This is a genomic window from Flavobacterium flabelliforme, assembly GCF_017948675.1.
GTDB classification, from domain to species: Bacteria; Bacteroidota; Bacteroidia; order Flavobacteriales; family Flavobacteriaceae; genus Flavobacterium; species Flavobacterium pygoscelis.
This window is the reverse complement of record NZ_JAGFBU010000006.1, coordinates 56,101-71,974: the sequence shown is the minus strand read 5'-3', so window position 1 is coordinate 71,974 and position 15,874 is coordinate 56,101. Positions and strand designations below refer to the sequence as shown.

The 15,874-nt window shown below is 33.0% G+C and carries 12 protein-coding genes and 1 riboswitch; of the genes, 9 read left to right on the top strand and 3 right to left on the bottom strand.

The annotated features are described in order from the left end of the window. The first annotated feature begins 48 nt into the window (after window positions 1-48). Window positions 49-2,517, top strand: a complete 2,469-nt coding sequence (locus tag J3S90_RS13660; protein ID WP_210646661.1) for a sodium-translocating pyrophosphatase — start codon at window positions 49-51, stop codon at window positions 2,515-2,517. A 152-nt stretch (window positions 2,518-2,669) separates the two neighbouring features. On the opposite strand, the gene J3S90_RS13655 is transcribed toward J3S90_RS13660, so the two are convergent. After that, window positions 2,670-3,284, bottom strand: a complete 615-nt coding sequence (locus tag J3S90_RS13655) for a deoxynucleoside kinase (RefSeq protein ID WP_210646660.1) — start codon at window positions 3,282-3,284, stop codon at window positions 2,670-2,672. After that, on the bottom strand, window positions 3,284-4,075 hold the full coding sequence (locus J3S90_RS13650) for a hypothetical protein (protein ID WP_210646659.1): 792 nt from the start codon (window positions 4,073-4,075) through the stop codon (window positions 3,284-3,286). The genes J3S90_RS13655 and J3S90_RS13650 overlap by 1 nt, the downstream gene beginning before the upstream one ends. 358 nt (window positions 4,076-4,433) lie before the next feature. Between J3S90_RS13650 and J3S90_RS13645 the strand changes: the two genes are divergently transcribed. Continuing rightward, window positions 4,434-4,949, top strand: coding sequence for an outer membrane beta-barrel protein (locus J3S90_RS13645; RefSeq protein WP_188051335.1), 516 nt, complete (start codon window positions 4,434-4,436; stop codon window positions 4,947-4,949). Window positions 4,950-5,177: 228 nt separating this feature from the next. Here J3S90_RS13645 and metK read toward each other — a convergent pair whose 3' ends face one another. Continuing rightward, entirely contained in the window at window positions 5,178-6,428 is a 1,251-nt protein-coding gene (gene metK / locus J3S90_RS13640) for a methionine adenosyltransferase (RefSeq protein ID WP_210646658.1), read from the bottom strand. Window positions 6,429-6,996: 568 nt separating this feature from the next. Here metK and J3S90_RS13635 point away from each other — a divergent pair. From J3S90_RS13635 to J3S90_RS13605, 7 genes are all read left to right on the top strand, one after another. Continuing rightward, the gene (locus tag J3S90_RS13635; protein ID WP_210646657.1) at window positions 6,997-8,289 is read left to right on the top strand and encodes an O-acetylhomoserine aminocarboxypropyltransferase/cysteine synthase family protein; all 1,293 of its coding nucleotides are present in this window, start codon (window positions 6,997-6,999) and stop codon (window positions 8,287-8,289) included. Window positions 8,290-8,660: 371 nt separating this feature from the next. Then, the gene (locus J3S90_RS13630) at window positions 8,661-8,954 is read left to right on the top strand and encodes a hypothetical protein (RefSeq protein WP_188051332.1); all 294 of its coding nucleotides are present in this window, start codon (window positions 8,661-8,663) and stop codon (window positions 8,952-8,954) included. A 492-nt stretch (window positions 8,955-9,446) separates the two neighbouring features. Continuing rightward, window positions 9,447-9,656 (top strand): hypothetical protein, encoded by a 210-nt coding sequence (locus J3S90_RS13625; RefSeq protein WP_188051456.1) that lies wholly within the window; start codon window positions 9,447-9,449, stop codon window positions 9,654-9,656. A gap of 198 nt (window positions 9,657-9,854) precedes the next feature. Beyond that, window positions 9,855-9,977, top strand: a riboswitch (SAM riboswitch). An 83-nt stretch (window positions 9,978-10,060) separates the two neighbouring features. Next, complete coding sequence (gene thrA, locus J3S90_RS13620) at window positions 10,061-13,447, top strand: bifunctional aspartate kinase/homoserine dehydrogenase I (RefSeq protein WP_210646656.1); 3,387 nt, start codon at window positions 10,061-10,063, stop codon at window positions 13,445-13,447. Window positions 13,448-13,556: 109 nt separating this feature from the next. Beyond that, window positions 13,557-14,009, top strand: a complete 453-nt coding sequence (locus tag J3S90_RS13615) for an OsmC family protein (protein WP_188051330.1) — start codon at window positions 13,557-13,559, stop codon at window positions 14,007-14,009. An 89-nt stretch (window positions 14,010-14,098) separates the two neighbouring features. Then, window positions 14,099-15,271, top strand: coding sequence for a trans-sulfuration enzyme family protein (locus J3S90_RS13610; protein WP_210646655.1), 1,173 nt, complete (start codon window positions 14,099-14,101; stop codon window positions 15,269-15,271). 144 nt (window positions 15,272-15,415) lie between these two features. Further along, window positions 15,416-15,826, top strand: coding sequence for an RrF2 family transcriptional regulator (locus J3S90_RS13605; protein WP_188051454.1), 411 nt, complete (start codon window positions 15,416-15,418; stop codon window positions 15,824-15,826). Window positions 15,827-15,874 lie beyond the last annotated feature (48 nt).

Sequence of the window (15,874 nt, the reverse complement as noted above, 5' to 3'; positions counted from 1 at the left end):
TTTTCGTTAAGTTACATTGTTAATTTAACCAAAAACCAAACAAAAATTATGGATTCAATAATGATTTATGTGCCAATAATTATGGCAATAGTTGGCCTTCTTTTTATGATGTATAAAAGAGCCTGGGTTTTAAAACAAGATCCAGGAGATGGAAAAATGAAAGAGATTTCAGACTACATCTATGAAGGAGCTTTAGCTTTTTTAAAAGCAGAATATAGGTTGTTGACTTTCTTTGTTATAGGAGCAAGCATTGTTTTAGCCGGAATTACTTTTATTCCAGGTGTAAAAACACATTTGCTAATAGTAGTTGCTTTTATTTTTGGAGCTATATTTTCAGCTTGGGCAGGAAATATGGGAATGAAAATCGCTACTAAAACCAATGTTCGAACCACCCAAGCTGCACGTACGAGTTTACCACAAGCACTAAAAGTTTCTTTTGGTGGTGGTACTGTTATGGGTTTGGGAGTTGCAGGTCTAGCAGTTTTAGGATTAACAACTTTCTTTATAATTTTATTTCAGATACTTTCTGGAGGTGTTTGGAAAGACACAGAGACAATGACAATTGTACTAGAAACATTGGCTGGTTTCTCGTTAGGAGCTGAATCTATTGCATTATTTGCTCGAGTTGGAGGTGGTATCTATACCAAAGCCGCTGATGTAGGAGCTGATTTAGTTGGTAAGGTAGAAGCGGGTATTCCAGAGGATGATCCACGTAATCCAGCGACTATTGCTGATAATGTTGGGGACAATGTTGGTGATGTTGCGGGCATGGGTGCGGATTTATTTGGTTCTTATGTTGCTACCGTTTTAGCAGCAATGGTATTAGGAAACTATGTAATCAAAGATATGGGAGGGAATATAGTAGAAAATGGTTTTGGCGGAATTGGTCCAATACTATTACCTATGGCAATTGCTGGTTTCGGAATCTTATTTTCTATCGTCGGAACTCTATTAGTCAAAATTACAGACGATAACGCTAAAGAGCCACAAGTTCAAAAAGCACTAAACATTGGAAACTGGGTTTCTATTGTACTTACAGCTATCGCTTGTTTCTTTTTAATTCAGTGGATGTTACCTCAAACTATGAAAATGAATTTCTTTGGCGAAGGCTTACAAGATATTTCTTCCATGAGAGTTTTCTATGCATCACTAATTGGCTTATTTGTTGGTGGTGCTATTTCATCAGTTACAGAATATTATACTGGATTAGGTACAAAACCAGTTATGGCCATTGTACAAAAATCATCAACGGGTGCAGGAACTAATGTAATTGCTGGATTGGCAACTGGAATGATTTCTACTTTTCCGACTGTTTTATTATTTGCAGCAGCTATATGGTCAACCTATGCTTTGGCAGGATTTTATGGAGTTGCTTTAGCCGCCTCAGCGATGATGGCAACTACGGCAATGCAATTGGCTATTGATGCTTTTGGACCAATATCAGACAATGCAGGTGGAATTGCTGAAATGAGCGAGTTGCCTAAAGAAGTACGTACGAGAACTGATATATTAGATTCTGTAGGAAATACAACAGCAGCAACTGGAAAGGGATTTGCAATTGCTTCGGCAGCATTAACTTCATTGGCTTTATTTGCAGCCTATGTTACTTTTACAGGAATTGACGGAATTAATATTTTTAAAGCTCCTGTTTTAGCTATGCTATTTGTGGGCGGAATGATTCCTGTAGTTTTCTCTGCTTTGGCAATGAACTCTGTTGGAAAAGCAGCGATGGATATGGTGTACGAAGTACGTCGTCAGTTTAGAGAAATTCCTGGAATTATGGAAGGAACTGGGAAACCAGAATACGCAAAATGTGTTGATATTTCTACGAAAGCAGCACTACGTGAAATGATGTTGCCAGGAATTCTTACTATTGGTTTCCCTATTGCAATTGTACTTTTGGGTAAGTTAGTTTATAGTAGTAATAACCAATTAGTAGCCGAAATGCTCGGTGGTTATATGGCTGGAGTTACTGTTTCTGGTGTGCTTTGGGCAGTTTTTCAAAATAATGCTGGTGGAGCTTGGGATAATGCTAAAAAATCTTTTGAAGCCGGAGTTTTGATAAATGGTGAGATGACTTATAAAGGTTCTGATGCTCATAAAGCAGCGGTAACTGGTGATACTGTTGGAGATCCGTTTAAAGATACATCTGGACCATCGATGAATATTTTAATTAAATTGACTTGTTTGATTGGTTTAGTAATCGCTCCAATTTTAGGCAACGGTAGTCATACTGTTCTGGATAAACCAGCATGTTGCGCTACTTCAGAAATGTGTACTTCAATGTCTAAAGAAGAGTGTTTAGCTAAGGGTTGTACAAGTTCAAGTTGTAAATTTATGAATGCGAAATCAGTCGCTACGCATTTCTCTTCTTCAAAAGAAGTGTCTATCGAAAAGTCAAACATTGATGGAAAAGTAACTGCGATCATTAAAACAACGATAGACGGAAAAGAAGAAATTCAAAAATTTGAAGGAACCGACGCCGAAGTTCAAGCTAAAATAGATGCTTTGAAATAAAGATTGAATCATCTTTGTGAAAGCTTAAAAATTTGACAAAGTTTTACAAAAAATGCCTCACTCTAAAAATTAGGAGTGAGGCATTTTTATATTTAGTTTTTATTAATTTTATTGTTTCTCCCTTTCTTATGGTGAGAATATTGGAGCGTATTTTAGAATAATCCGTTTAGTTCGGCATCTATTCTATTGATAATATTTCCTAAATCTTCCTGACTGTCAACAAAATTAATATTATCAACATCTATGATCATTAATTTTCCTTTATCATAGGTTTGTATCCAACCCTCATAACGTTCATTTAATCGGCTTAAATAATCAATCGAAATAGAGTTCTCATACTCTCTTCCTCTTTTGTGAATTTGTCCTACTAGATTCGGAATCGAACTTCTCAAATAGATTAACAAATCTGGTGGTTTCACAGTTGATTCCATTAATTCAAAAAGAGAGGAGTAATTCTGAAAATCACGACTTGTCATTAATCCCATTGCATAAAGATTGGGAGCAAAAATATGTGCATCTTCATAAATAGTTCGGTCTTGTATGATCTTTTTGCCACTTTCTCTAATTTGCATCACTTGTCGAAAACGACTGTTGAGAAAATAAATTTGTAAATTAAAAGACCAACGTTCCATTTGATGGTAAAAATCATCTAAGTATGGATTGTCAACTACATTCTCAAAATGGGGTTCCCATTTAAAGTGTTTGGCTAATAAACGCGTTAGAGTAGTTTTTCCTGAACCTATATTTCCTGCTATTGCTATGTGCATTACGGTATTATGATTTTATAATTTGTAATTCCTTCTGATGTAAAAATAGATAAAATTTGGTCCTTGTAATAGAATTTATTAAAGGTTTTTTCGGGAATTTTTATTTCATATTTTTTCTGTTTCTCGGCATCTTCAAGAGTTATAATTCCAGACTTAGCGTACATAATTTGATTTTTATTTATAATCAATGTGTAATCTGAATTTGTCAATATTCCTCTCAAAACTATTTTTCCGAAAATATCGCAACTGTACCAATTATTTTTTTGATCTATCCAGGAAAAGGAATTAAAGTCGGATTGGTAGTATTTTATTGTGTCAATAAATGGAACAGCGATCGCTCGGTATTCTTTTTTTAAATAATCGTAAAGACCTATTTGCTGATTCATAGTGTTGTAAATCCAGAACTGATTCTGAGATGCAAGACCAACAGCTGTAGCTATAATAGGGGTGTTGTCCTCTGAAAAATTAATGCTTTGAATTTCATTCAATTGATTGTCTAGCAGAATTATTGTATTGAAGTTTTCATAAAACACAATTATTTTAAAAGGGTTTTGTATGTCGATTTTCGTAATTTTTCCAAGACTAATGTTTTTATACTCGAGATTGTTTTGATTGTTCTGTTTATAAAAAACATTATTTTTTATAAAATAATAAAAACCCAAATTGTCATATCCCAAAAAATCATCTCCATCAAAAACAAGCGTATTCGTTTTAGAGCCTATTATTTCAATGTTTTGACTGGAAACAGCGGTATAAAAGGTGATGATAAATAAAAATATAATTTTTTTCATGAAGACGAATTTACGATTTAACCATTACAAAAAACGATCGCTTTTTTATTAATTTAAATAACTTGATGAAAAAAATTTTTTACCTAATTAGATTTTTCAGGAACTTTAATGGTATTGAATAAAACTATATTTTTTTCAAAATTAAAAAGGATCAAGAAATAGAATCTATTAAAAATACCTGAATATGATTTTAATTTTATTCCTACAATACATTCTAGACCCTTAAGAAATAGAATAATCGTTTGTTTTTTGTAATAAAATCACCAACGAAATTCGGATTTTTTGTTTATTCAATAGAAAAATACTACTTTTACAGATGTTATTTACACAATAATCAAATTAATTTAAAAATTTAAACATGAAAAAAATCGCTCTTTTATTAGCTGTATTCGCTTTTAGTTTTGCAAATGCTCAGGCTCCTTTAGAAGAAGGAGGAGTTCAATTAAATGCTGGAGTTGGAACATCTGGATGGGGAACACCTGTTTATGTAGGTCTTGATTACGGTATTGCAACAAACTGGACTCTTGGAGCAGAACTTTCTTACCAATCTTACAATGAAAATTATGGTTATGGAAATGGTAAAGTAAAAAGTTCTATCTTAGGGATTCAAGGAAACGGAAACTATCATTTTAATGAATTGTTGAGTATTCCTAGTGAATGGGATTTTTATGCTGGAGCTAACTTAAATTACTATAGTTGGACTACAAAATATGACGGAGAAAAACTTAGTGGTTATAATGGTGCTGAAAATTTTGGTATCGGTCTACAAGTAGGTGGTCGTTATTTCTTCAGTGATAACTTTGGAGTAAATCTTCAGTTAGGTGGTGGTAATGTAGTAAGTGGTGCTAAACTTGGAATTACATACAAATTCTAATTTTAGATTCTTGAAAATAAAAAAAAACCGTCGTTTCTATAAAGCAACGGTTTTTTTTATTATTAATTGCTTTTTGATGTACTGTAAATAATTTTCTTTGAAAGAATTATTTACAATTTTGCTAAAAGAATTAAAATAAAAAAACCGCAATTCTTTTTAATTGCGGTTTTTTTGTATAGAAGACCGTTTTTTTCTGTTTCTAATTATAATAGTAGATAAGAAAATGATTTATAGTCCAAATGCTGTTTTAACTTGGTCAACAAAATCTAATTTTTCCCAAGTGAATAATTCTACTTCTACCGTTTTTGTTAAACCTCCGGGAGCTGTAAAAGTCTTTGTGACAGTTTCAGGTGTACGTCCCATGTGTCCGTATGCAGCCGTTTCGCTATAAATAGGATTTCTCAATTTTAAGCGTTGCTCAATAAAGTAAGGACGCATGTCAAAAATAGCTTCTACCTTCTTTGCGATTTCACCATTGGTCAAGTTTACTTTTGACGTTCCGTAAGTATCAATAAAAATACCCATTGGCTTTGCAACACCAATTGCGTAAGAAACCTGAACTAAAATTTCATCAGCAATTCCCGCAGCAACCAAGTTTTTAGCGATATGACGCGTTGCATAAGCAGCACTTCTATCTACTTTACTTGGATCTTTTCCAGAAAATGCTCCACCACCGTGAGCCCCTTTTCCACCGTAAGTATCTACAATAATTTTTCTTCCAGTAAGTCCAGTATCTCCGTGTGGTCCTCCAATTACGAATTTCCCAGTTGGATTGATATGGTATTGGATTGTATCATTAAATAAATGTGCGTGCGTTGGGTTTTTTGCAATAATTCTTGGAATTAATATCTCCACAATGTCTTTTTTGATTTTTGCAAGCATAACTGCTTCTTCATCAAAATCATCGTGTTGTGTAGAGATTACAATTGCATCAATACGAGTTGGTTTATTGTCATCGCTATATTCTAATGTTACCTGAGATTTTGCATCAGGGCGCAAGTAGGTAATTTCTTTATTCTCTCTTCTTAAAATTGCTAATTCTTGCAATAATTTATGAGATAAGTCAAGCGCCAATGGCATGTAATTTTCTGTTTCGTTAGTTGCGTAACCAAACATCATTCCTTGGTCACCAGCACCTTGCTCTTCAGGATTTGCTCTATCAACACCTTGATTAATATCAGCAGATTGTTCGTGTATAGCAGAAAGAATACCGCAAGAATTAGCTTCGAACATGTATTCGCTTTTCGTATAACCAATTTTTCTGATTACATCACGAGCAATTTGTTGAACGTCTAAATAAGTGTTTGATTTTACTTCACCAGCAAGTATTACTTGACCAGTAGTTACTAAAGTTTCACAAGCTACTTTTGAATCAGCATCAAATGCTAAAAAATTATCGATTAATGCATCTGAAATTTGATCTGCAACTTTGTCTGGGTGTCCCTCGCTTACAGATTCTGACGTAAATAAATAGGCCATAATAATTATTATTTTTAAAATTAAATGAGAAAAAATAATTGCTGAAAAGGACTAAAGGAGCGTTTCTGCTTTAGCATTTTTTCTACTGAAAAATTTTCAGTATTCACAATGAATTTGTTTCATTATGAAGAGGTTGCAATCAGTTCAAATTTTTCCTCTTGTATTAGGGTGCAAATGTATGAAACCATTTTGAATTGTAAATTAATCTTTTGTTTTTTTAATATAATTTAAGACAATTTAACAAAACCTATTAAATCTATAGGATTAGTAAATAATTTATTTTTTATTTGTTTTATTCAAATATAGTTTGCAGATTTGTAAAATAAAATAAAGAAAAATGACAATTAAAACTTTCAATATGTGTGTTATGATGCCGGAGCCTTCCGCAGAGCACGCTATTGTATAGTTTTAAAAATTTAAAATATATAATTAAGACCTCTGCGAAAAGCAGGGGTCTTTTTTTTTGGAATTAAATCAAGAAAACCAGTAAATGAGTATTATTTTTTAAGATCAGAAATAAAAAAAAGAAGCAATTAATAACAAACCAACTAATTTAAATTTGAAGATTATGAGTACACAAAAATTTGAGACAAATGCATTACATGCAGGACATGATGTTACTAAAACTGCAGGAACAAGAGCGGTTCCAATTTATCAAACAAGTTCGTACGTTTTTAATGATTCGGAACACGCCGCCAAAGTTTTTGGATTAGAAGAGCCAGGATTTATTTATACACGACTTAATAATCCAACAAACGATATTCTAGAGCAGCGATTGGCTATTCTAGAAAAGGGAATAGGAGCGGTAGTTACAGCCTCTGGTACAGCTGCCATTACTACTGCATTGTTAGTTTTGCTAAAAGCGGGAGATCACATTGTAGCTTCCAATAGTTTATACGGTGGCACTTTCAATTTATTTAATGTGACATTACCAAGACTTGGTATCACCACAACATTTGTAGATCCATCGGATATAAAAAACTTTAAGAACGCTGTTCAAGAAAATACGAGAGCCTTTTTTGTAGAATCCTTTGGGAATCCAAAATTAGATGTTTTAGATTTGGAAGGTATTTCTAAAGAAGCAAGAGCCGCAAAAGTCCCTTTTATAGTTGATAATACAGTTGCATCCCCTTATTTGTTGAATCCTATAGATTTTGGAGCGGATATCGTAGTGCATTCTTTAACAAAATACATCAGTGGAAACGGAACTTCTCTTGGAGGTGTGATTATTGATGCTGGAAACTTTGATTGGACTAATGGGAAATTTCCTGAATTCACAGAGCCTTCAGCAGGTTATCACGGATTAATTTACAATCAAGCTTTAGGAAAAGCAGCTTTTATTGCTAAGGTTAGAATTGAAGGTCTGCGTGATTTTGGAGCCGCTTTGAGTCCGTTTAATGCCTTCCAGATTATACAAGGATTGGAGACTTTGCCTATTCGTGTACAACGCCACAGTGAAAATGCTTTGGCATTAGCGCAATGGTTAGAAGAGCAACCAGAAGTGGCTTGGGTAAATTATCCAGGGTTGAAATCCAGTAAATACTATAATTTAGCTCAGCAGTATTTACCAAAAGGGCAAAGTGGAGTAGTGACTTTTGGGTTAAAAGGAGGATTTGAAGCAGCAAAAACAGTAGCAGATCAAACTAAATTATTTTCGCTATTAGCTAATATTGGCGACACTAAATCATTAATAATTCATCCTGCTAGTACTACTCATCAGCAATTATCCGATGAACAAAAAGCTGCAGCAGGAGTTCCTAATGACTTAATACGATTGTCTGTAGGATTAGAAGATATTCAGGATTTAATTACCGATTTAAAAGTGGCTTTCAAAAGTATAAAACAATCCGAATTGGTTTAAAGATTATGATTTTAATCAGTTTAAAAAATGATCATAATTCAATAGTAATTTCACAATTAAAGAACTTTATTAAAATTTGGTTTTTTAATTGTGAAAAATTATATTTCTAACTAAATCTTTTTTTGAAGAATAACGATAGAGTTCTAGTAAGATTTTGTTTCAATGAAAAAAATCGAAGTTTCTATAAAGCTTTTATATTTTTTGAAGTGAGAATACAAAAAAGTTATATAAGTATTAATCCTTATTGTGTAAGATAATTAGCAGATTAACGCAGTAGATTTGCTTCGAGTTAAAAACAAAGAAAAGCAATATGTTGATGTGTTTTTTAGCTGGAAGTAGAAATCAAATTAAAATAAAATAACAATCTCATTATGGAGTCACGAGAAATACTAGTAGCGGAGCAAAAAGCATCGAAAACAAGTAACAAAACAGGAGATTTAAAATGGGATAAATATTTAGATGATTATTGTAATTATTTTAAAGAATATAAAAAGCATTACAAAAAGTCAAACGAGGGGAATATGAATTCATTATCATTATATCCTTATATGCAGCAGAAATGGCAATTTTTTAAAAAGCAAATCAGCAGGGCCTACAAATACAATCGTTTGAATGATCAACAAATTGAAAGACTGATGAATATGAAAACAATAGAAGGTTGTTAACGATTATTTAATATTAGAAATCCAGTCTTTTTATTTGGAAATATGAATTAAAAGTTGCATATTTGATTTTGAAAAAAATAAAGATGAAATATACAATTTACACTATGTTTAAAGTCGGTCAGGATATTTCCTGAGGGTAGTTTATTGCATAATTTTAAATTAAAATTATAAGAAATAAGCTTCCCATGATAGGGAGGCTTTTTTTATGAGCATCCAAAATTAAATTGATTTATAATAGAATCGGAAATAGATGAAAAAACTAATAATCAAGACAATAAATACCGTAAAAGTCACCAATGTAGTTGTGGTGTTTACCATTTTATGCATGCATGACTGTTGATTCCAAAAGTATAAGTTTGATATATAACTTAAAACCCTTTTGGATAGTCATCTAAAAGGGTTTTTGTTTTTTTAGTAGTATTTGAAAACTAAGATAGTATAACAACAATAAGAACAAAAAAGAATTTTATAAACCTAAACAATTATTAAATTATGAGTGCAACTAAGTATTTTGCAAAAACATTTCAGTTATTAAAAAGTATTAATTTCAGAAATAAAACAGTAAAGGGGAACGACTTTATCAATGAACTAATCGATTCGAGATTTGAATTTTCAAAAAATGATGCTTTGCCACAAAATAAAGTGACAGATTCATTACTTTTTTTAATGTATTCAAAAGAGAATGAAGCGTTGTTTATTTAGGAAATGGGAAAGTAATTTCCATTATCTGATGATACAAAAAAATGCAAAGTGTTACTCTGATATAGTATAGTTTTACTTTTAATTTATAAGTTTAACACTTTGCTTTTATTTTTCTTATAAAAATCAAAAGACACGAAAATTTGGTTTTTAAAAATAATAGCAGTTAATTTGCTGCTTTAAGTTCACACTTGTATTGAAATGTTATAAAGAAAGGCAGAGGGATTAGACCCGATGAAGCCTTAGCAACCCTTCGATTTATCGGAGAAGGTGCTGCATTCTACCTTGAACTGAATTTGTTTCAGTTGCTAGGAAAGATAACACTAAGAATTCGTCTAGATACCCAATATTCTAGCTTTCTTTCTAATATTTCCAGACACAAATCAAAAATCATAAAAGATTTGAAATTGGAAAATAAACCTTCATTAATTAAATTACAAGATTTCACCACTCATAATGGTGCTTTCTATGCTACCCTAAATTTAAGCTATCAGATTTTTGGCGCCGATTTGCATTCTGCTCCCATAATTTTAATTAATCATGCTTTAACTGGAAACTCACAAGTTATTGGTGAAGCTGGTTGGTGGAACGAAATAGTAGGCGTTGATAAAACAATTGATACCCGAAAATATACCATCATCGCTTTTGATGTTCCAGGCAATGGTTTTAATTCAGCTACCATCGACAATTACAAGGATTTTATTGCAAGAGATATTGCTAAAATTTTTCTGGAAGGACTTCGTGTGCTAAAAGTTGATCAACTTTTTGCGCTTATCGGTGGATCAATAGGTGGAGGAATAGGTTGGGAAATTTTGGCCTTAGAGCCTAAATTAACTCAAAATTTCATTCCCATTGCTACCGATTGGAAGGCTACCGATTGGTTGATTGCTAACTGTTATTTGCAAGAGCAAATCTTAAATAATTCTAAAAAACCTATAGAAGATGCACGCATTCACGCAATGTTGTGTTACCGAACTCCTGAATCCTTTAAGGAAAAATTTAATCGAGATATCAATGTGCAACTCGAAACTTTTCAAGTGGAGAGTTGGTTGAATTATCACGGAGAAAAATTGGAAAAAAGATTTCAGTTATCGGCCTACAAGATGATGAATCAATTATTAAAAACCATTGATATCACTCGGAATAGAGAATCTTTTGAATCTCTTATTTCTAAAGTTGATGCCAATATTTATATAGTAGGAATCAACTCTGACTTGTTTTTTACGGCAAAGGAGAATAAAGAAACATACAACGATATCAAAAAATTTAAAAACAATGTATTCTATAGCGAGATTGACTCGCATCACGGACATGATGCTTTCTTGATAGAATATGAACAATTAGACAATTTATTAGAAGTAGTCTTCAAAAATAAAAAACAAATGAAAGTACTGAAATTTGGCGGAAAATCTTTAGCAAATGGTGAAGGGATTAATACGGTTCTAAATATTATTGAAAGTAAAATAAAGCAAGAAGAAAAAGTTGCTGTTGTTGTATCCGCAAGAGGAAAAGCCACTGATGAACTCGATGATATTTTAACAATTGCGGTGAAAAATGGTAATTACAAACCACTTTTAGAGAGTTTTAAAAAATATCAAAAAGATGGATTTGAATCAATTGATTTCTCTGTTGAATTTGAAAAATTAGACAAACTTTTTGAAGGAGTGAGTTTGATAGGCGATTACAGTACTAAAATTCAAGATCAAATTTTGGCACAAGGTGAAGTGCTTTCGGCTAAATTACTCGTCTTCTTACTAAACGAAAGAGGTATTCTTGCAAAATTTGCCGATACCCGTGAATTGATAGTTACAGACTCGAATTTTGGCGATGCTCAACCTATAGAAGGGGCATCGAAAAAGAATATCATCCAGATTTTTAAAGAAAATGAAGACGCCGTTTTAGTAATTACAGGTTTTATTGGTGCGAACACCAAAAATGAAACTACTACTTTAGGTAGAAATGGAAGTAATTACACAGCTTCACTAATAGCAAATTTCATTAATGCGGAAGAACTTCAGAACTTCACACATGTTGACGGAATATACACTGCCAATCCAGATTTAGTACTGGATGCCAAAAAAATAGATCACTTGACTTTTAATGAAGCAAATGAGTTGGCTAATTTTGGCGCAACTATTCTGCATGCTAAAACTATCATTCCTTTATTAGAAAAAAATATTCCGCTTCGTATATTAAATACGTTTAATCACGAAAATAAAGGAACACTCATTACGGCTAATGCTGCAGGAGCGGGAATAAAAACACTTTCCGTTTTAGAGAATGTAGCTTTAGTGAATCTTGAAGGAAGAGGACTGTTAGGAAAAACAGGTGTAGATGCTCGTATTTTTAAAGTAATGGGCGATAATGATATCAGTGTAAGTATCATTTCACAAGGTTCATCAGAAAGAGGAATTGGATTAGTGGTTGCAGCTGATAAAGCCACAAGAGCAATGATCGAATTAGAAAAAGAATTTGAAAATGATTTCTATTCTAAAGATGTGAATAAAATTACGGTGACTGATAATGTTTCGGTAATTTCAATTATTGGCCAAGATTTAAGTACGTTTCATAAACCGTATACTGCTTTAATTAAAAATAAAATTATTCCTATACTTTTTAATAATACGGTTACGGGTAAAAACGTGAGTTTAGTGGTTAAAAAAACCGAACTTTATAAAGCCTTAAATGTCATTCACGGTGAGATTTTTGGAGTTTCAAAAAAAATCAACATTGCTGTTTTTGGACATGGGCTAGTGGGAGGAACTTTGATTAATCAAATTTTAGAGTCTGCTGAAGCAATTGATAAAAGAAAACATATTAAACTAAATGTTTTTGCCATTGCCAATTCTAAAAAAATTCTTTTAGATAAAAACGGAGTTTCTTTACAGTGGAAAAATCAAATTCAAGATCAAGGAATTCCTTATACGATGGAAGACGTTATTGCTTATGCAAACGAACATCATTTAGAAAATTTAATTGCCATCGATAATACAGCGAGTGCTGCATTTGTTGAAAACTATATTCCGCTGGTGGAAAGCAGCTTCGATTTAATTTCTTCAAATAAAGTAGCAAACACATTAAGTTATGGTTTTTATAAAGACTTAAGAAAATCATTAGCAGATAACCAAAAGAACTATTTGTATGAAACCAATGTAGGTGCTGGATTACCATTGATTGATACGATAAAATTACTGCATCTTTCAGGAGAAAATATTACTAAAATTAAAGGGGTTTTCTCTGGAACTTTGAGCTATTTATTCAATAATTTCTCTGCAAAAGATGCGCCTTTTAGCGAAATTCTAAAAGAAGCAATTGACAACGGTTACACGGAGCCAGATCCAAGAGAAGATTTGTGCGGTAATGACGTAGGAAGAAAATTATTGATTTTAGCAAGAGAACTAGATTTGCAAAATGAATTTGAAGAAATTAAGATTCAAAATCTTATTCCAGAACATTTACGTGAAGGTGATGTTGCTGATTTTTTAACAAAGCTTAAGGAATTTGATCCTATTTATGACAAAATAAAAGCAGACCAAAAACCGAATCATGTCTTAAGATATATAGGCGAATTGTCTGGAGATTTGCAGCATGATAAAGGAATACTAGAAGTGAAATTAGTTTCAGTTCCTTCAGATACTGCGCTAGGAGGATTGAAAGGTTCTGATTCTTTCTTCGAGATTTACACAGAGTCCTACGGAGATCGACCAATAGTAATTCAAGGAGCGGGCGCTGGATCAGCGGTAACAGCAAGAGGAGTTTTTGGAGATATTTTGAGATTGTCGGATAAAGGGTAAAATCCCCCTTACCCCCGAAGGGGGAATAAAGAAAATATAAATAATATAAAAAGGACATACCTCCGGTCTTGGCTCCCTCCCCTTCGGGGAGGGTTGGGGAGGGGATATTATGAAAGTAACATTAAATAGAGTAAATGACAATTTCCATTTCGAATTAAAAAACGAACGTGGACACATAGTAAACGTAGACAGTCGTCCTGAGTTTGGAGGAAATGATATGGGAGCAAGTCCTATGGAATTAGTGTTAATGGGAGTAGCTGGATGTAGCGCCATTGATATGATTTCGATTCTAAAAAAGCAACGTCAAGAAATTACTTCTTTCAAAGCAGAGGTTGATGGCGAAAGAGTTCAAATAGGAGAGGCAAAACCTTTTAAAGATATTCATGTTGTTTTTTATTTAGAAGGCGAAATTAATCCAGAAAAAGCAGCGAGAGCCGCACAACTTTCTTTTGAGAAGTATTGTTCCGTTTCTAAAACATTAGAGCCAACAGCTACAGTAAATTACAAAGTAGTTTTGAATGGAATCCCCCTAACCCCCGAAGGGGGAACAAGCAACTTATAAATAATTGCTGATTTTTTAAATAATAATGCTCTAGCCAGGCTCCCTCTCCGCCGCGGCGGAAGGGCTGGGGTGGGGATAATAGAACTTTTATGAACGATCAAGAATTCGGGTTTGAAACCCAAGCAATACGCAATCAATTAGAAAGAACACAATATTTGGAACATTCAGTGCCTTTATATTTAACCTCCAGCTTTGTTTTTGAAGATGCCGAAGATATGAGAGCCTCTTTTGCCGAAGAAAAAGAGAGAAATATTTACAGCCGTTACAGTAACCCAAATACCAACGAATTTGTTGATAAAATTTGTAAAATGGAAGGTGCTGAGGCAGGTTTTGCTTTTGCATCTGGAATGGCAGCGGTGTATTCTACTTTTGCAGCTTTGTTAAAATCAGGAGATCATATTGTATCAGCCAGTAGTGTTTTTGGCGCTACACATTCGCTTTTTATGAAATACTTTCCTAAATGGAATATCGAAACTTCGTATTTTGACATCAATAAACCGGAAACTATCGAGAGTTTTATTAAACCAAATACCAAGATTCTTTTTGCGGAATCGCCTACGAATCCAGCAGTTGATATTATTGATTTGGAATTATTGGGAGCAATTGCTAAAAAATACAATTTGATTTTGATTATCGACAACTGTTTTGCAACCCCTTATATTCAGCAACCTATAAAGTGGGGTGCACATTTAGTGGTGCATTCTGCTACTAAATTAATTGATGGACAAGGAAGAGTATTAGGAGGAGTTACTGTTGGGAATACTGATTTAATCAAAGAAATTTATTTGTTTTCCCGACTTACAGGTCCTGCATTATCCCCATTTAATGCATGGGTTTTGTCTAAAAGTTTAGAAACATTGGCCGTTCGTGTCGAGAAACATTGCCAAAATGCACTTCAAGTCGCCGAGTTTCTAGAAAATCATCCTAAAGTGAAACAGGTGAAATACCCGTTTTTAAAATCACATCCACAATATGACATTGCTAAAAAACAAATGAGTTTAGGTGGAAATATCGTAGCATTCGAAATCAAAGGCGGATTAGAAGCAGGAAGAACTTTTCTGGATAAAATAAAACTATGTTCTTTGTCTCCTAATTTAGGCGATACAAGAACTATTGTTACGCATCCCGCCTCTACAACTCATAGTAAATTATCCGTAGAGGAACGTTTGGCAGTAAGCATCACGGATGGTTTAGTCCGCGTTTCCGTAGGATTAGAAACCGTAAAGGATGTAATAGCCGATTTACAGCAAGCATTATCCTAGATTTTAAGGTTGCATTTTTTGAATTTAGATTTGATGATTGTCGTAAAAAAAGATTGTAAATTTGGTGTTCGAATTTAAAACAGTTGATGATTTTTTTAAAATCAAAAATCGTTAATCATCATTCTTAAATCCAAATTGGTAATTATGCTCTCTAAAAAAACAAAATACGGAATAAAAGCAATGACTTTTTTGGCTCGCCAAGAAGACAATACACCAGTACAAATTGCTGAAATAGCTAAGAGTGAAAATATTTCGTTGAAATTTTTAGAAAGTATTTTATTGTTATTGCGAAATTCTGGTTTTTTAGGTGCCAAAAAAGGAAAAGGAGGAGGTTATTACTTAATCAAAGATCCTAAAGAAATCAATATGGCGCATGTTTATCGCATTCTAGAAGGACCTATCGCACTTTTGCCGTGTGCCAGTCACAATTTCTATGAGAAATGTGATGATTGCAAGGAGGAATTAAATTGTGCTGTTCGAAAATTAATGATAGAAGTACGCGATAACACTTTAAAAATATTAGAGAGTAACACACTTGCAGATATCGCTTTTTAAATTAATCTTTTCAACAATATTTATTTGGGCGTGCCCCTTCAGATTGCT